This is a genomic window from Sphingomonas sp. GW821-FHT10F11, assembly GCF_058809095.1.
Window position 1 is genome coordinate 257819 of record NZ_JBXASH010000003.1, and the last position, 16421, is coordinate 274239.

Consider the following 16421-nt stretch of genomic DNA (forward strand, 5'->3'; position numbering starts at 1 on the left):
AATTGTCCGGCTTGAAGGCCTAAAAAAGAGGTTCCCTGATCGAGATTTGGTGCCGTTTGCTCGCCGTCTCGATAGTGATGATGTTGCTTGTTGGGAGCGCACATCGCCCGGCTCAGTTCAGATCATACACGACTTCGCTGCCCCGGGGTGGGAGGAACGCGAACGCTATCCGTCGTTCAATGAATGGCTGGAGGCTGCCAGATCGGAGGCAGGAGAGTTGGAGAATTAGAGCATTGCAGTATGGCGAACTTAGTCGGGCGGTCTCTCATGCCCTTCGCCACGAGCCGTGGCTTTACGAATTGGAGCTGGACGATGCCGGTTGGGTATCCGTTAGCGCTCTTATCGTCGCCCTTCGTTCCGAGAATCCGGCTTGGTCCGGGCTAGCGGAAGCAGATCTTGAGCAGATGATCGAGCGGTCGGAGGTTACGGTGACAGTTTACTAATTATCCGACATTCGCTACCGTGGCATATGGCGCGCTTGGCAAGAGTTGTGATCCCCGGTGTTCCGCACCACATCACGCAGCGCGGCAATCGGCGCGGCCAGACCTTCTTCGAAGACGCGGACTACGCGCTCTACCGCGATCTGCTCGGCGAGGCGGCGGGCAAGGCCGGGGCTGAGGTCTGGGCCTATTGCCTGATGCCCAACCATGTCCATGTCATCCTGACGCCGTCGGACCCGGATGGCCTGCGCCGGACCTTCGCAGAATTGCATCGCCGCTACACCGGCATCATCAACGCCCGGCATCGCTGGACCGGGCATTTGTGGCAGGGCCGGTTCGGGTCGGTCGCGATGGACGATGCCTATCTGGCCAATGCCGCCCGCTATGTGGCGATGAACCCCGTTCGCGCCGGCCTGGTCGAAAGGGCGGAGGACTGGCGATGGTCGAGCGTCGCCGCCCATCTGGCGGGTAGGGACGATGGTGTCGTCAAGGTGCGCCCGGTGCTCGATCGTACGGGAGACTTCCGCGCCTTTCTCGGGGAGGATGAGGATGCCGCAGCTTATGCCGCGTTGCGCCAGTCCGAGACCACCGGCAGGCCGCTGGGTGGTTCGGCCTGGATCGAGACGATCGAGCGGCAAACCGGCAGAACCCTCGCGCCGCAACGGCGAGGGCCAAAGCCGAAAGCTGCTAATTAGTAAACTGTCACCGTAATAGGACAGCGTCCGTATTGTTGGTGATGGCTTTGACCTAATTCGCAAATACAAATAATGCCTAAGGACCTATCTATGAGTAGAAGCATCGATATATTCTTTAATGCACCTACGAATTTTGAAGTGATTGTGGATCTTCTCCGTAGCAATGTCGGGATCAATCTGGATGATGACTCAGATGAATGGACAAAGAGATTTAGGTGTTTCTCTTTCGGGGTAGCGATCACATTTTTTCCGGATCACGATATGGTAAATGATAGAAACTTGATGTTTGAAGATTATAAATTCCACATAGGACTTGATCTTGTCTATAGGACTAATGATTCAAATCTTGATTGGGAATATTTGCTCGTTGTTTCTAAGTACGTTCTTAAAGTTCTAAAAATGGAGTTTGATGCCAATGGAATGTTGATAGATAACATGCAATCTTTAATTCCTATCGATGGGGAGTTGCGGTGACGATAACGGAATTACGGTGACAGAATTAGTGTTACGGTGTTACGGTGACAGTTTACTAATTAGCCGATGTTCGCTACCGGGGTATATGGCGCGCTTGGCAAGGGTTGTGATCCCCGGTGTTTCGCACCACATCACGCAACGCGGCAATCGGCGGGGCCAGACCTTCTTCGAAGACGCGGACTACGCGCTTTACCGTGACCTGCTCGGTAACGGTGACACGTGCAACAACCCCTTTATCGCGAAGTTTAGGCTGATATCAGAGTCGTTGAAGGCGGCGAGCCTGTCACCAGGCAGCGCCTCTCACCGGCGATTCAACGACTCTTCGCGCTGAAATATCCTGCTTTCCCCGGCGCGGCATGCCGGTGGAGCGGAGGGCCCTGATGGCAATACAGTTTTTCGGGTGCGACTATTCGTCAGTAAAGCCGATAGAAGAACCGATAGGGGTCGCGAAATCATGCAAGTGTCCGCGCAATGCCCGGGCGCGATCTGTTCGCGCCGCGCTTCTTGCGCTTCCAACATCTGTAGTAGGTTTTAGGCCAGGCGCCGCGCAAGCCGCAAGTAGCGCTCGATTCCGCCCCTCTCGCAAGTGGGTCGCGAAATTCCGCGAATACTGGGCAGTGCCGCGCAGTATCCAACAGCATTACTTCCCCCGCGAATGCGGCCCGATCGGGATAGCTACGCCACCACGCCGACGGGATCCGTTGCCGCGGCCATGGCACCGAATCTGCACGGGATCTTGTACAATGTCAGGCGCGCCTCGGCCGCGCCCCGTCTCCACAATTGGCATAAGGATCTGAGATAACATATAAATACACCGCGCCACGGGTGCCGGCTCGAAAATGTCAGCTACCCTCATGACATTTCCAATGGCGTCGCCGTGTCGCGCTTGATTCAACCGCGCGGGCCGTTCGCTATAAGCCTTCATGCGCATCCGCCCGGGTGCGCCGCTGTTTCTCATCGCTGTCTATCTTTCGCGACCGATCGGCGGCGAGCCGCCATTGCGGTGGGTACCAGGCCAGGTGCGACAACCCGCCTTAAACGCGCCACCTCCCGGGGACGACTCTCCGGACATTCGCGCCACGCCCATATTGTCAGGTTCGGTCCGCTAACCGCATCGGACCGCATCGATTCGCGCACGGTTGCCCGCCCCTTACCCCTCCGTTTCGCGATACCTCCAAATCGGATGTAATTTTTTTCCGCCTTTGCAATGGCCTAATTCCGCGATTCGACCGTCAAATCCTGCCCTTACGTAAACGTTACCCCGCTTGACCGATCCGGCCCCTTCTGTCCCATAACGGGACATCAGCATCGGGGGGAATATGTCGGGACTCATCGAGTCGGCGACGGCGATCTTGAGCGCGTCCGAAAGGCGCCTTGAGGTGGTTTCGTCTAATATATCAAATGTTTCTACTCCCGGATACAAGCGTCAGGTGAGCTTTGCCGACCTGGTCGCCAATGGCGGCAGGGACGCGGTCGGCGCGCTGGTGATGCGGGTTCGGGCCGATCTCGCCCAGGGCAAGGTGAGCAACACCGGCAACCCGCTCGACCTCGCGATCGGCAGCGACGGCTTCTTCCAGCTGCGCAACGGCGACGACCTCGTCTATTCGCGCCAGGGCCAGTTCAAGCTCGCGGCCGGCGGCACCGTGGTGACGCCGCAGGGCTATGCGCTGCAGCAGGCCGGTGGCGGCGATCTCGTGCTGGATGGAACGGGGGTGGAGATCCTCGCCGACGGCACCGTGCTCGATGGCGAGCGCCCGGTCGGCCGGATCGGCGTGTTCTCGCCGTCCGACGGGGCGGCGGTGCAGCCGCTCGACGGATCGCTGTTCCGTTTCGGGGGCAATGTCGGCGAGGAAGTGGCGGAGCCGCATCTGCGCCAGGGCATGATCGAGGCGTCGAACGTCTCGGTCGGCGACGAGATGGTAACGATGATGGCGTCGCTGCGCCAGGCCGAGACCGGCGCCCGTCTGGTGCAGACCTATGACGACCTGCTGGGCCGCGCGATCACCGCGTTCGGGCAGGGCGGCCGATGAACGGGGCCTTCTATATCGGATCGGTCGGCCTGCAATCGCAGCAGCGCGCGCTCGATATCATCGCCAGCAACATGGCGAACATCAACACGCCCTCGTTCAAACGTTCGGAGATCCGTTTCTCCGAGGTGCTGGCGCGCCGCGCCGATACGGACACGCCGAGCATCGATATTGCCGATGCGGCGTTCGACGGCGGTGGTGTGATGGTCGATTCCACCGCGATGGTGAACGAGGTCGGGCCGATCCAGACGACCGGCCATGCGATGGATCTCGCGATCGACGGTAATGGCTTTATCGAGCTGATGGGGCCGTCCGGTCAGACATTGTTGTGGCGTGGCGGCACGTTGAAGGTCGGCGAGGACGGCCTGCTCGCGGCGGCCAACGGCCTTGCGCTCAAGGCGTCGATCACCGTGCCCGACGACGCGACGTCCATGACCATCGGATCGGACGGTATGGTCCGCGCGGTGACCGGCGATGGCGCCACGCCGGTCGAGCTCGGCCAGATCGGCCTGGTGAAGATCGACGACGCGACGACGCTGACCCGGCTCGACGGCGGCCTGTACCGCGCGGCCGAGGGGGCCCGCCTGGCCGATGCGCAGGCGGGCGAAGACGGCACCGGCATGCTCGTCCAGGGCGGGATCGAAGGATCGAATGTCGAGATGACGACCGAGATGGTCCAGCTCATGCTGGTCCAGCGCGCGTACGGCGCGAATGCCCAGATCCTGCAGGCGGCCGACCAGATGATGGCGATCGCCAACGGGTTGCGGCGGTAACGACGTGATCGTGATGGCCGCCTTGCTGACGCTGACGTCTGCCGCGCCCGTGTCGGTGCCCGATCGCGCCGCGACACCGCAGCGCGGGGTCGGCCAGCCGGGCTGTCATGTGCTGACCCGCCCGGTGCCGCATGGCGCGACGATCGAGCCTGATGCGGTCGAGCCCGTGCCGTGCCGCGATCAGGTGCCGGTGCGGCTTGCCTTTGATCGCTCGACCGCGCTTGCGGTCGCCGTGGAGGATCTCGATGCCGGCGCCTATCTCGGCCGCACGGTGATTCGCGCCACCGGCATCCGCAAGGGCGCCACGCTGAGGCTCGTTTCCACCGCAGGCCCGGTGCGCATTGAACGGAGCGTGATCGCGATTCAGCCCAGCCGGGGCGGCAGGGTGTTCGTCCGCGACGAGGACGGGCAGGTCTATTCCGCCCGCCTGGCCGACATCGGGACCGGACGATGATCGCGCGCGCCATGCTGGTTGCAGTTGTCGCCCTTTTTGTGGCGCAGGCCGCGCAGGCCGAGGACCTGTACAAGCCGAACGGCTGGGCCGCGATGAGCACCGATCGCAGGGCGACTCAGGTCGGCGATGCGCTGACCGTCGTCGTCTATCAGTCGGCCGAGGCGACCAATTCCGCCAAGAGCGATTCGAGCAAGAGCACCAATCTGAGCGGCGGCCTCACTGCCGGATCGATCAATGAATCCGGTGCCCTGCGTGTCGGCGGCAACTATACCGGCGGCGGGCAGGTCCAGCGCAGCGAACGCTTCGTCACGCAGATCACCGTCGTCGTCGAAGAGATCCTGCCCAATGGCGACCTGCGCATCGCCGGCCGGCAGCGCATGCACGTCAACGGCGAGACCAGCGATATCGGGGTGCGCGGCCGTGTCCGTCAGGCCGACATCACCAGCGACAACCAGATATTGTCCAGCCGCGTCGCCGATGCCCAGATCGACTATGACGGGCGAGGCTTCGTGTCGCGCAGCGCGAAGCCCGGGATCATCAACCGCGTCTTCCGCTTCCTCGGACTGGGCTGATGCACATGCCGGTGTTTGTACGTGCGTTGATAGCGTTTGCGTTGCTCTCCAGCCTGGTGGCGCCGGCCTCGGCACAGGACGTGACCTTGCGCGGCCTGGGCCGCTTCGATGGCTGGCGGGAGAATGCGCTGATCGGCTACGGCCTGGTGACGGGGCTCGCCGGGTCGGGCGATACGCGGCGTAGCGCCGTGACGCGTCAGGCGCTGCGCAACGTGCTGAGCCGTCTCGGCACCACGGTTTCCGACGATCAGATCAGCAGCCGCAACGTCGCTGTGGTGATGGTGATCGCGACCCTGCCGGCCTCCGCCAATGTCGGCGACCGGATCGACGCGACCATCTCGTCGATCGGCGACGCGCGCAGCCTTGCGGGCGGCACCTTGCTGATGACGCCGATGCTCGGACCGGATCAGCGCCCCTATGCGCTGGCGCAGGGCGCCCTGGTCGCTGGCGGCTACAGCTTCGAAAGCGAGCTCAACCAGCAGCAGCGCAACTATCCGACCACCGCGCTGCTGCAGGGCGGCGCGACGGTCGAAACCGCGGTCGATGCGCATATCCTCAAGACCGACGGGCAATTGTCCTTCCTGCTCAGCGACCCGGGCTTCGGGACGGCGCAGCGTATCGCCGACGCGATCAACAACCGGTTCGGCGCCGGCTCGGCGACCGCGAAGAGCGCCGACGAAGTGAAGGTTCGCTACGCAGGCGATCCGGCTCAGCTCACGACCTTCCTCGCGCAGATCGAGGCGATCTCGGTCCGGCCGGACAGTGCGCCACGTGTTGTGGTGAACGAGCGCACCGGCACGATCGTTGCAGGCGGCGACGTGCAGATATCGAGCGTCGCGATCTCGCAAGGTGACATCAAGATCACGATCAAGGCGGAGAACATCGCGTCGCAACCCGGCTATTTCTCGGGTTTCGCCAGCGATGTGCGCAGTCTGGTCGTCACCAATACCAAACTGGATGTCGAGGACGGCGTCGGCGACACGGTCGTCCGCTTCCCGAACACCACGGTTGCGGATCTGGTCCAGGGCCTGTCGCGCGCTCACGTCAATACCCGCCGGATGATCAGCATCCTGCAGGCCATCAAGACCGCCGGCGCGCTGCACGCCGATATCATTGTACAATAGGGAGCGGATTAGGTGGACGCGATCTCCTCGGTCATCATCAACAAGGCGCTGGACGGCCTTGCGCTTCGCGCGGAAGCGACGGCGCAGAATATCGCCAACGCAAATGGCAGGAATTACCGGCCGATGCAGGTCAGCTTTGAGGCGAGCCTCCGGGCGGCGGCCGCCAAAGGCTCCGAAGCAGTTCGCAACCTGCCCCTGTCGATCACCGCAGCGACCCAATCCGCGTTCGGCGACGAGCCGAGACTGGACCTGGAACTCGCGACGGCGGCCGGGACGGCATCGCGCTATTCCGCGCTGCTCAATCTGCTCGGCCGCGAAATGCAGATCGAGCGGATCGCGATCCAGGGTGGGCAGCAATGACGATGAGCCCCATGCAGATCAGCCGCACCGGCCTTGATGTCGAATGGCAACGGCTGCAGGTCATTGCCCAGAATCTGGCGAACCTGAACACCAGCAAGACGGTATCCGGCGCGCCGTTCCAGGCGATGCGGCTGATATCGGGCGCGAAGATGAGCTTCGCCGACATGATCGCGAAGGGGCCGGCAGCCGAAGGACCGGAAGGCGTCGCGGTGCTTGGTCTGGAGCCGATCGAGAACGGCGTTCGCCGGGTCTATGATCCCACCGACCCCGAGGCGGACAAGGGTGGCTTCGTCAGCCACCCGTCGATCGATCACGCGAGCGAGATGACGCTGCTGATCAGGACCTCGCGCGCTTATGAGGCAAATCTGACGGCGATGAACATTGCCGGACAGATGTTTGCCCAGGCGCTGCAACTGGGCCGGCAATCATGAGCGCGATCGCCGCGATCGGCGCGGTGACGGGTGATCCCGTCATCCTGCAGCTGGGCGTTGCCCCGCCGGTACAAGCGGCCCAGTCCAGCGGCTTTGGCGACATCCTCGCGGCCGGCATGAAGCAGGTCGAGGCAAAGCTCTCCACCGCCGACAGCCTCGTCCGCCAGTTCGCGCTGGATGACACGATACCCGTCCACCAGGTCACCTATGCGCTCGAGGAAGCGCGGATGTCGGTCGAACTGGCGATGCAGGTGCGCTCGCGGCTGGTCGAGGGCTATCGCGAACTCATGAACATGCAGCTCTGACGATTCATGGCAGATCAGGCGACTCCTCGCTCGGGTATTTTCGCAAGCCAGCGGCGCGTGTTCGTCGTGCTGTTTGTCGCGTTGTGCCTTGCCTTGCTCGCGGGATATTATCTGTTCCTGCGTACTGACTATGCGGTGCTCTATACCGACATGAAGCCGGCCGATGCGTCGGCGATCGTCGCCGAGCTGGATGCCAAGGGCATTTCCCACCGATTGGCCGACAACGGCGCTACGATCCTGGTACCGTCGAACCAGGCTGACAATGTCAGGCTCGCGGTGGCGGGCTCGGATATTCCCCTGAAGGGTTCGGTCGGCTTCGAGCTGTTCAACAAATCGGACATGGGACTCACCGACTTCGCGCAGAAGATCAATTACCAGCGCGCGTTGCAGGGTGAGCTGGCACGGACCATCATGATGATGGACGGGATCGAAACCGCACGCATCCATCTGGCGATTCCGGAGCGATCACTGTTTCGTGGCAATCGCTCGACGCCTAAGGCAGCCGTCGAGGTGCTCACGAAGCTCGGGCAACCGCTCACGCCCGACCGGGTGGCAGGCATCCAGCAGCTGGTCGCGTCGGCGGTGCCCGACCTTCCGCTCGGCGACGTTGTCGTGCTTGATGGTGACGGGCGTATCATCAGCCAAGCGCCCGCGACGCAAGCGATACCGACTGCGGAGGTTGAGGAGCAGACCGCCGCACAGAACTATTACAGTGCGCGCGCCAAGGCAGCGCTCGCAAAGTTGATGCCCGGCCTGCAATTCAACGTGCGGACCCTGGCGCTCGATCAGGGCACTGGAGCCGGCTCCGCAGAAAGCCCTGCGTCGGGCGAGGGCGGTGCCCCGATGGATGGGCAACGCAATTTCCAGCTACGCGTCACCGTTCTGACGCTCACGACCTTGAACGCCGAAGATCAGGCCATGGCGCGGAGCGCGGTCGCCGTGGCAACAGGCCTGAACGAGCAGCGCGGCGACAGTCTTGTCTTCGAGGTTGGTCCGACGACGGCGCCAGCACCGGCGCCGGCGATCGCGGCGGTTCCAGCGGTGCCGACCGATCTGAGGCGGAACGAGACTTCGAGCGCTTCAATGCCGGCGGAACTCAAGAAGGAGTTCTCCTGGTGGATGTTGGCGCTTGCTCTGTTGTTGGCAGGCCTCACGGCCGTACTGGTCGTGCGTGCGCGCCATCCCGGAATATCGGCGCACGAACGAGATGCCTTTGTCAGCCGGGTCAGACGGCAGCTTGGCTTGGCGGAAGTCGACGATGCCCGGCTCTGATTCGATCGAAAGCCTTGTGCTCGAACTGGAAGCGATGACCCCGCGTGCGCGGGCCGCGATCCTGCGGTCGCTCAGCGCGGTCGAAAGGCAGATGCTCGCAAGCCGAGGCGGCGATAGCCTTGGCGCGTCGGAGTCGATCGAAGCGGATCGATTCTCTCCCTGGCTCGCTCTGCTCATCGAGCAAACGCGGGCCGGACCGAACGACGGCGAGGCAGGTCGCCTGACGACCACAACGCGGCAGGCATTGCTGCGCAGTGCCGATGGGGTCTTCGGCAACGATCGTCCGCGCAGCCCAGACCAGGGCGCCACCGGGCGCTCCCTGTTCGACGCGATGGGCGGGTTCCTGTCGCCGCGAAGGGTGAGGCCATGACCGGGCTCATCAAGGCTGCGTCCGCGGGCGCCCTCGTTCGGTCGCTGGCTACCGCCGCGCCGCGCCGCGCCGGTGGCGAAGGTCCGGTTGCACCGGCCCGTTCGCAAACCGAACTCGCGCTCGATGAGGCCCATGACGAGATATCAAGGCTTCAGACGGCGCTGATCGAGGCGCGCGCGCTTGCCGAGCGTGCACAGAAGGAAGCGCGAGAGGCGGGCCGGAAAGAAGGCCTTCGCGAGGCCGAAGAGGATATGGCGCGTCGGCTCGCCCTGATCGAGAAGGGGGTCGAAAGGGCCGAGGCCGCCTGGCACGAAAGGCTCGGGGAGTTCGATGCGCTGGCCGCCATGCTGGCGCGTTCGGCCCTAGCCAAGGTCGTTGGCGAAAGTGCCGATCTCGCGGATTTCGTGACCCGCGCCATTGCCTTGCGCGTGCGCGCTTTGCGCAGCGGGAGCATCGTCGGCATTCGGGTGAGCGCGCACGATTTTCCGGACGCCGATGCGCTGGACGCGCTTCGGGCAGGCGCGGGCATCCGCTCGATCGATGTCGTTGCCGACCCCGCGTTCTACGCGGGCGACTGCAGGCTCGATCTGCAGCTCGGCCATATCGACCTGGGCATCCGGCCGCAGTGGCGCGAGCTGGATCGTTTCTTCGAGACGCTGGCCACGGACCCTGCCGCATGAAGCAGCACATGTTCCTGCACCGGCTCGAGCAAGCTGATTTCGCGCCCGCTTATGGTCATGTGCGGAAGGTCGCGGCGGGTGTCGTCGAAGCGACGGGGCCCATCGCGGCGCCAGGCGATCTTTGCGATATCGAATGCGAGCGGGAGAATGGTCAGGGCGCCCGTTGGATGCCGGCGGAGATCGTGGCGGTCGACGAACGACGTATCGTGCTCATCCCGCTTGAGTCCGGCGCGGTGATCAGGCCGGACGCGAAGGTCGTCGCCCGGTCACGTCACCGCCGGGTGCCGGTCGGAGACGGGTTTGCGGGGCGTGCGGTGGATGCACTGGGGCGGCCCATCGATGGCGGTGCCGAGATCCCCGCCGCCGCAGCCATGCTACTTGACGGAACGGTGCCGAAGCCGATGGAGCGGGCCGATCCCTCCCGCATTCTCGAGACCGGATTGCGGGCGATCGACGGGCTCCTGACGCTTGGCGTTGGCCAGCGCATCGGCGTCTTTGCGGCGAGCGGCGTCGGCAAGACGAGCCTGATGGAGCAGATGGCGACCCAGATCGCAAGCGACCGTTGCATCATATGCCTGGTCGGCGAGCGCGGCCGCGAGGTGGAAGCGATGTGGAGTCTGCTTTCGGCACGCCCGGACGCGCCGCGCTTCACCCTTGTGGCGGCGACGTCGGACGAGAGCGCTGCGCTGCGCGTACGCTCCGTGCAATATGCGCTGTGCCTTGCCGATTATTGGCGGGCGCGGGGCGAGCATGTCGTGCTGATGGTGGATTCGGTCACGCGCATGGCCATGGCACTGCGCGAGATCGGGCTGGCGGCCGGTGCCCCCCCCACGGTCCGGGCCTATACGCCCAATGTCTTTGCCGCGCTGCCGCGTATCGTCGAGCGGTGCGGGGCCGTGCGAAGCGGCGGCGCGATCACCGCGGTGATGACCGTGCTGAGCGAAACCGACGATGTCGACGATCCGATCGTCGAGCTCATGAAATCGCTGCTTGACGGACATATCGTGCTGTCGCGCAGCCTTGCCGAACAGGGCCATTTCCCGGCGATCGATATCGCGCGCAGCATCAGCCGCCAGTCGGAACGGCTCGTGTCGGGCGACCAGGCGATGGCAATGCGCGAGGCGACCGGCATGCTCGCCGCCTATGACGAGGCGCGCGTCATGATCGAAAGCGGTGTCTACAAGGGCGGCACCAACCCAGCGGTCGATCGCGCGATTTCGGCGAGGGCGGCACTCGGGAGTTTCCTGCGCCAGGCCCGGCGCGACCATAGCCGGCCGGACGAGACGGTTCAGCGGCTGCGGGGCCTTGTGGATGGCGTACGCGTCAATGCGTAGGCGCAACGATCCGCGGCAGATCGTCAAACTGGTCGAGGTCCAGCGCGTCCGGCGGGCGGCCGCCGATGCGGCGCTCGCCGCAGCGCGCGACGGCGCATCGGAGGCACGGACAAGGGAAGGGGCGGCGCGCGAAGGGGTATCCGCCGCGCAGGACGACTGGTTCGCGTTCCTCGCCCGCCCGGGCTTCGCGCCCGACTATGCGCGGGCCCTGGCTGCCCGTCTGGTGGCGCGCGAAGCCATCGCCGACCAAGCCGTCGAGGACCACCGTGCCGCTGAGAGTGCGCATCTGCGTTGCCAAGACGATTGGCGCCTGTCGGAGGCACGAGTGAAGCTGACCGAAGCCAGTCTTGATCGTGCCCGGCGCGATGCGAGCCGGGATCGCGAGGAGAAACGTCTTGGGGAGCTTTCCGACCGCGTTAGCTATGTCTGGGTGTCGCGATGACGGTCGTGCTGAACCCTTTCCTGCCTCGGCCGATGCCCGCGTCGCCGCCGGTCCCGCCCCCGTCGGCCCCCGGCAATCGCGTCGCTCCGACACGCTTCGGTGACCTGCTGAGGGATTTGCACGCCCAGAGCAAGCCATCGGCGTTTCTCGGGGACGCTGTCTCGCACGAGCCTGGCGACCAGCCTCAGGCGAATGTCGGCGCCGACATCTTCAACGAGCATGGGCTTTTCCAGGGGGCGACATCGGATGCCGCTCAGGGGCTTCCTGAACGCGACCAGGTTGCTGCCGATGCAGGGGCCGCCATTGACGCTGCATCATCGGTCGCGGGTCCATCGGTTGCCGGGCTCGATGCTCTGCCGGTATCGACGCTAGCGCAGGAGACAGCGGATATTCGCGCGGCCGGGCCATGTCCTCTTGGTCAATCGGACATCGCGGTTTCCGGGCAGGGCCAGGTGACAGGTAGGGCCGCGCCGGCGGCTCGGGGGCTTATGGCACGCGCCGCCGACGGAGCGGCCGTGGTGGCCCAGCCACAATTTGCTGAAGGCAATGGTGGTGCGCAGGCACGCATCGTGGCGTCACGGTCGCGGTTGTGGGCGCTGCTTTCCCGTCAGGGCGCACGCGAGGGGGCAGGGTCCAATCCGCAGCTATCGGTCCAGGAGGTGGAACAGGGCCTGCGCGTGGTTGCGCGGCTGGACGAACTCGGCCGGTCGGAACGCGTGCGGCTGCGGGACAGGATCGCGGGTCTGTTGTCCCGCCACGGTTTCGTCGGGCGCGACATCGAAGTGAATGGTTACGGCCCGACAGAAGAGGATCCCCAGACATGCAGGTAGGTGCCATTTCGCCGGATACATCGGCGACGGCGGCGGCCGGAACAGGATCGCAGGAGACGGCGACATCGGCGTTCGGGCTCGGCTTCGATGCGTTGCTGAAGATCATCCTGACTCAGCTGACCTATCAGGATCCGCTGAAGCCGATGGACAATTTCCAGTTCGTCTCCCAGCTCGCGCAGTTCTCGCAGATCCAGATCGGCCAGACGACCAATGAGCGGCTAGCGACACTGGTCACCGCCCAGGCCAATACGCAGGCGACGGGCCTGCTCGGCCGCGAGGTCGATATCAGCGCCGGATCAAGCATCGTGACGGGCAAGGTCACGGCGATCGCCTTCGACAATGGCAGCCCGTTGCTCACCATCGAGACCGGCGACGACCGCACGATCAGTGGCATATCGCTGGGCAGCATCTCGCAAATTCGCGAAGGAGAACAATGATGTTTGGGTCGATCTATATTGGGCTCAGCGGGCTCAATGCGTATTCGCGCGGGTTGAAGCAGGTCAGCAACAATGTCGCCAACCTGAACTCGCAAGGGTTCAAGTCCTCGACGGTCTCCTTCACCGATCTGTTCGGGACCAGGCAGAATGGTGGTCTTTCCTATTCGGCCGGCCAGGGATCCTCGGGACACGGCGTCAGGATGGGCGACACCGTGTTCGACATGAGCTCGGGCGAGCTGCGCCAGACGGATCGGGACCTCGATCTTGCCATCGACGGCAGCGGCTTTCTGATGCTCATGCGCGGGGATGAGATCGCCTATACGCGCACCGGCAGCTTCGAAGTCGACCAGGAGGGCTATATCGTCCTGTCGGGATCCGACTATCGCCTCGCGACACTCGATTCAGCTGGCCGGCCGGTCAGCCTGTCGATCGATCAATTGGGCACCAATCCGCCAAAGGCGACCACCAAGATCGTCCTCGCGAACAATCTCTCGGCGGATTCGACCATCCCCCAGCTCGTCAGCAACATCAAGGTCGTCGACCTGGAGGGCGGCCAGCATGTCTGGCAGGCCAAGTTCGAACGGGTGGCGAACAGCGCCGGTCAATGGACGGTCACCGTAACCGATGAGAAGGGCGCTCAGGTCGGGGGCAGTCCCAAGACATTCACGATCGTCAATGGCGCCATCGATCCGACGACCCCCGTGCTGGATTTCACCACCTCAGGATGGACCGTGTCCTTAGACATGACCGGCATCGGTTCCTATGCGGGCGGCAATACGTCCACCCTGAGCGCGGCCTCCGTGGATGGATATGCGGTCGGCACCATCACCTCCCTGTCGGTCAACAAGGATGGCGAGCTCGAGATCGGCTACTCGAACGCGCAGAAGAAGCAGCTGGGTGCGGTCGCCGTCGCCGATTTCCGCGATCCCCAGGCGTTGGAGCAGCGGAGCGGTGGTCTGTTCTCCGATACGGGCGGGGCAGGGCGCCAGCTGCTGGCCAGCACCGATCCGCGCGTCGGCCTGGTTAAATCGCGCACGCTCGAAGCGTCGAACGTCGATCTGTCGCGCGAATTCGGCGATCTGATCCTGATCCAGCGTGGCTTCCAGGCATCGTCGCAGATCATCAGCGTGACCAACGACATGATCCAGCAACTGTTCGGCATCCGGGGCCAGGGCTGACGTCAGCCAGATCGAGGATTAAGTGTTGCGTCTGTATCGATCCTGGCTGCCCGATGCGGCATTGGAAGGCTGCGCCGTTGAGCAGTTGCTCGCCGACCTGACGCGGCAATGGTCGGCCAAATGGTTCGCCCGTCAGAATATGCGACCGCTCGGGACGATTGCCCCTCTGGCGCCGCTCGCGGCGAGCGCTGACGGAGTTGGCTGGCTGGTCCTGGAGGAGGATCTGGCGATCGCTGTTCCCGACGCGTCGCGCATCGCGATCGCTTCCGCGATGCTGGGCAGGCCAATCGATGAAGCGACGCTGACGGATGCGGATCGTCAGACAGTCGGCGATCTCGCCTCTGCGTGTCTCGACGATCTGTGCCGGCGCCTTGCGGAAATGTTTCGCCTGCCGGGCGACACGCGTTGGAGTCAGCCGGATTCGGGATTGTTGCCCTCGATCGATCGGCCAAGAGGATGCAGCATCGGTGTCAATGGAAAAGATCCACCCCTTCGCCTCGTCATCGGCACCGATCTTCTCATTGCATCAATCAAGTCCGCGCTGATCCCCCCGTTTCCCGGCAGCCCACTGCAATCGATCGCCTCTGGCCTCGCTGCCCAATCCATAGCGGTCGCAGCGCTGCTTGGGCGCTGCCAACTCACGCTTGCCGATATGGCCGAACTCAGCGCTGGTGACGTGCTCGTGCTCGACCGCGATACGAACTCGTCCCTGCCGCTTGCGATCGATGGCCAGACCCAGGGCGGGCGGTGTTCGGTCGAGCAATCGAACGACCGTCTTCAGCTCAAGCTTCTCGAACTCCCAATCAGGTAACCGCCACACGTGACCGATCAGAAAATCAAGCCAGGTATTGCGCCCGCCACTGCCCAGAACGCGCCGGTTCGTAGAATCAATACGAAGCTCATCGATGCCGTCGAGGTGACGCTGGACGGTTTTCTCGGCAGCGCGAGAATGACGGTGGCGGAGTTGAGCGCGCTCAAGGAGGGTGGCGTCATCACCCTTGACGCAGCGCTCAACGCGCCTGTCGAGCTGCGTCTCAACGGTGTTGCCGTGGCGCGCGGCGAGCTGGTCGCGGTTGGCGACAAGTTCGCAGTGCGGCTGACCGAAATCTCTTCTTGATGCCGTTCGCCGCTGCTCTTTTGGCGGTCGCCAGCGTCGCGCAGCCCCATGCGGCGCGGCTGGGCGGTGGCGGGGCGATTGATGTCTCGCTCGGCCGGATCGTCATCTCCTTCGTGATCTGCATCATCATCGCGGCCCTCGCGATCCTCCTGATTCGCCAGCGCAGCGGCAGGATCGATCTCGCTGGCTTCTTCGCCAGGATGGAGCCGCGCGCGAGAGAGATTCAGATCGTCGAGACGCGCCGGTTGAGCCCACATGCCGATATCTGCCTGGTCCGCCAGGGCGGCCGCGAATATCTCCTGGTCCTTCAACCGGGCGGTACGCAGGTTCTGCGCGATCAGGCCGTTCCCCGTCGGGATGACGTGCCATGCGCCTGACGCGACGTGCCGTCTGCGCGAGTGCGGCGGCCATACCTCTTCTCGTCAGCTCACCGGCCTGGGCGACGACACCAGGCCTCGGCCTATCTTCGGACGTCGTGCGCACAGCGCTGATCCTGACTCTCCTGGCGGTGATCCCGTCGATCCTGATCTGCATGACCAGCTTCGTACGGATCGTGGTCGTGCTGTCGATGGTGCGGCACGCCTTCGGCATGCCCGAAACCCCGCCCAATCCCGTGCTCGTCAGCCTGGCGCTTTTCATGACGGCGTTCGTCATGTCGCCTGCGCTCACTGCCGTGAATTCGACCGCGATCCAGCCCTTGCTCGCCAACCGGATCGGGGTCGAGGAAGCGATGAAGAAGGGGTCGGCGCCGCTGCGCGATTTCATGCTTGCCCAGACTCGCGATGCGGACATCGAGGCGATCTACGCGATCGCGCACGCCACGCCACCCGACCGTCCCGAGCAGGTCGAGATCATGAAGCTCGCGCCCGCATTCATGCTCAACGAGCTTCGTGTCTCGTTCACGATCGGCTTCGTGATCTTGCTGCCCTTCCTGCTGATCGACCTGGTGGTCTCGGCCATCCTCCTGTCGCTCGGCATGATGATGGTGCCGCCGGCGACGATTTCGCTGCCGATCAAATTGCTGATGTTCGTCCTGATCGACGGCTGGAGCCTGGTGCTGCAAGGGGTTCTCGGAAGCTTCCGGTGATGCAGGCGAGGGACCCAAC

The 16421-nt window shown here is 64.0% G+C and carries 23 protein-coding genes; all 23 read left to right on the plus strand.

Going from position 1 to position 16421, the window contains the following annotated elements:
* Nucleotides 1-179: 179 nt before the first annotated feature.
* The 23 genes from AC1RT8_RS11600 to fliP all read left to right on the plus strand — a co-directional run bounded on the left by AC1RT8_RS11600 (nt 180) and on the right by fliP (nt 16402).
* A complete protein-coding gene (locus AC1RT8_RS11600) occupies nt 180-443 on the plus strand; it encodes an RNA 2'-phosphotransferase (RefSeq protein WP_493075799.1) in 264 nt (87 codons plus the stop codon).
* A 47-nt stretch (nt 444-490) separates the two neighbouring features.
* The gene (locus tag AC1RT8_RS11605) at nt 491-1135 is read left to right on the plus strand and encodes a transposase (RefSeq protein ID WP_493075800.1); all 645 of its coding nucleotides are present in this window, start codon (nt 491-493) and stop codon (nt 1133-1135) included.
* Between the two features lie 90 nt (nt 1136-1225).
* Nucleotides 1226-1609 carry a hypothetical protein gene (locus AC1RT8_RS11610; RefSeq protein WP_493075801.1) on the plus strand — a complete coding sequence of 128 codons (384 nt, stop codon included), beginning with the start codon at nt 1226-1228 and terminating at the stop codon, nt 1607-1609.
* Between the two features lie 1319 nt (nt 1610-2928).
* Entirely contained in the window at nt 2929-3639 is a 711-nt protein-coding gene (locus tag AC1RT8_RS11615) for a flagellar hook-basal body protein (protein WP_493075802.1), read from the plus strand.
* Nucleotides 3636-4409 (plus strand): flagellar hook-basal body protein, encoded by a 774-nt coding sequence (locus AC1RT8_RS11620; RefSeq protein ID WP_493075803.1) that lies wholly within the window; start codon nt 3636-3638, stop codon nt 4407-4409. Before AC1RT8_RS11615 ends, AC1RT8_RS11620 begins: the two co-directional genes overlap by 4 nt.
* Before the next feature lie 13 nt (nt 4410-4422).
* Nucleotides 4423-4863, plus strand: coding sequence for a hypothetical protein (locus tag AC1RT8_RS11625; RefSeq protein ID WP_493075804.1), 441 nt, complete (start codon nt 4423-4425; stop codon nt 4861-4863).
* Nucleotides 4860-5435, plus strand: coding sequence for a flagellar basal body L-ring protein FlgH (locus AC1RT8_RS11630; protein WP_493075805.1), 576 nt, complete (start codon nt 4860-4862; stop codon nt 5433-5435). The genes AC1RT8_RS11625 and AC1RT8_RS11630 overlap by 4 nt, the downstream gene beginning before the upstream one ends.
* A 5-nt stretch (nt 5436-5440) precedes the next feature.
* Complete coding sequence (flgI, locus tag AC1RT8_RS11635; RefSeq protein ID WP_493075806.1) at nt 5441-6559, plus strand: flagellar basal body P-ring protein FlgI; 1119 nt, start codon at nt 5441-5443, stop codon at nt 6557-6559.
* A gap of 12 nt (nt 6560-6571) precedes the next feature.
* Nucleotides 6572-6919, plus strand: a complete 348-nt coding sequence (locus AC1RT8_RS11640) for a flagellar basal body rod protein FlgB (protein ID WP_493075807.1) — start codon at nt 6572-6574, stop codon at nt 6917-6919.
* A complete protein-coding gene (gene flgC / locus AC1RT8_RS11645) occupies nt 6916-7350 on the plus strand; it encodes a flagellar basal body rod protein FlgC (RefSeq protein WP_493075808.1) in 435 nt (144 codons plus the stop codon). Before AC1RT8_RS11640 ends, flgC begins: the two co-directional genes overlap by 4 nt.
* Complete coding sequence (gene fliE / locus AC1RT8_RS11650) at nt 7347-7655, plus strand: flagellar hook-basal body complex protein FliE (RefSeq protein ID WP_372852683.1); 309 nt, start codon at nt 7347-7349, stop codon at nt 7653-7655. Before flgC ends, fliE begins: the two co-directional genes overlap by 4 nt.
* 6 nt (nt 7656-7661) lie before the next feature.
* Nucleotides 7662-8927, plus strand: coding sequence for a flagellar basal-body MS-ring/collar protein FliF (gene fliF / locus AC1RT8_RS11655; protein WP_493075809.1), 1266 nt, complete (start codon nt 7662-7664; stop codon nt 8925-8927).
* Entirely contained in the window at nt 8914-9297 is a 384-nt protein-coding gene (locus AC1RT8_RS11660; protein ID WP_493075810.1) for a hypothetical protein, read from the plus strand. The genes fliF and AC1RT8_RS11660 overlap by 14 nt, the downstream gene beginning before the upstream one ends.
* On the plus strand, nt 9294-9977 hold the full coding sequence (locus tag AC1RT8_RS11665) for a FliH/SctL family protein (RefSeq protein WP_493075811.1): 684 nt from the start codon (nt 9294-9296) through the stop codon (nt 9975-9977). The genes AC1RT8_RS11660 and AC1RT8_RS11665 overlap by 4 nt, the downstream gene beginning before the upstream one ends.
* Entirely contained in the window at nt 9974-11311 is a 1338-nt protein-coding gene (locus AC1RT8_RS11670) for a FliI/YscN family ATPase (RefSeq protein WP_493075812.1), read from the plus strand. The genes AC1RT8_RS11665 and AC1RT8_RS11670 overlap by 4 nt, the downstream gene beginning before the upstream one ends.
* A complete protein-coding gene (locus AC1RT8_RS11675; protein ID WP_493075813.1) occupies nt 11304-11753 on the plus strand; it encodes a hypothetical protein in 450 nt (149 codons plus the stop codon). The genes AC1RT8_RS11670 and AC1RT8_RS11675 overlap by 8 nt, the downstream gene beginning before the upstream one ends.
* A complete protein-coding gene (locus AC1RT8_RS11680) occupies nt 11750-12583 on the plus strand; it encodes a hypothetical protein (protein WP_493075814.1) in 834 nt (277 codons plus the stop codon). Before AC1RT8_RS11675 ends, AC1RT8_RS11680 begins: the two co-directional genes overlap by 4 nt.
* On the plus strand, nt 12574-13020 hold the full coding sequence (locus AC1RT8_RS11685) for a flagellar hook assembly protein FlgD (protein ID WP_493075815.1): 447 nt from the start codon (nt 12574-12576) through the stop codon (nt 13018-13020). The genes AC1RT8_RS11680 and AC1RT8_RS11685 overlap by 10 nt, the downstream gene beginning before the upstream one ends.
* Nucleotides 13020-14198 carry a flagellar basal-body rod protein FlgF gene (gene flgF, locus AC1RT8_RS11690; RefSeq protein ID WP_493075816.1) on the plus strand — a complete coding sequence of 393 codons (1179 nt, stop codon included), beginning with the start codon at nt 13020-13022 and terminating at the stop codon, nt 14196-14198. Before AC1RT8_RS11685 ends, flgF begins: the two co-directional genes overlap by 1 nt.
* Before the next feature lie 25 nt (nt 14199-14223).
* Nucleotides 14224-15009 carry a FliM/FliN family flagellar motor C-terminal domain-containing protein gene (locus tag AC1RT8_RS11695; RefSeq protein WP_493075817.1) on the plus strand — a complete coding sequence of 262 codons (786 nt, stop codon included), beginning with the start codon at nt 14224-14226 and terminating at the stop codon, nt 15007-15009.
* Between the two features lie 9 nt (nt 15010-15018).
* Nucleotides 15019-15315 (plus strand): FliM/FliN family flagellar motor switch protein, encoded by a 297-nt coding sequence (locus AC1RT8_RS11700; RefSeq protein ID WP_493075818.1) that lies wholly within the window; start codon nt 15019-15021, stop codon nt 15313-15315.
* The gene (locus AC1RT8_RS11705; RefSeq protein WP_493075819.1) at nt 15315-15692 is read left to right on the plus strand and encodes a hypothetical protein; all 378 of its coding nucleotides are present in this window, start codon (nt 15315-15317) and stop codon (nt 15690-15692) included. The genes AC1RT8_RS11700 and AC1RT8_RS11705 overlap by 1 nt, the downstream gene beginning before the upstream one ends.
* A 98-nt stretch (nt 15693-15790) precedes the next feature.
* Entirely contained in the window at nt 15791-16402 is a 612-nt protein-coding gene (fliP, locus tag AC1RT8_RS11710; RefSeq protein ID WP_493075820.1) for a flagellar type III secretion system pore protein FliP, read from the plus strand.
* The last annotated feature ends 19 nt before the right edge of the window (nt 16403-16421 follow it).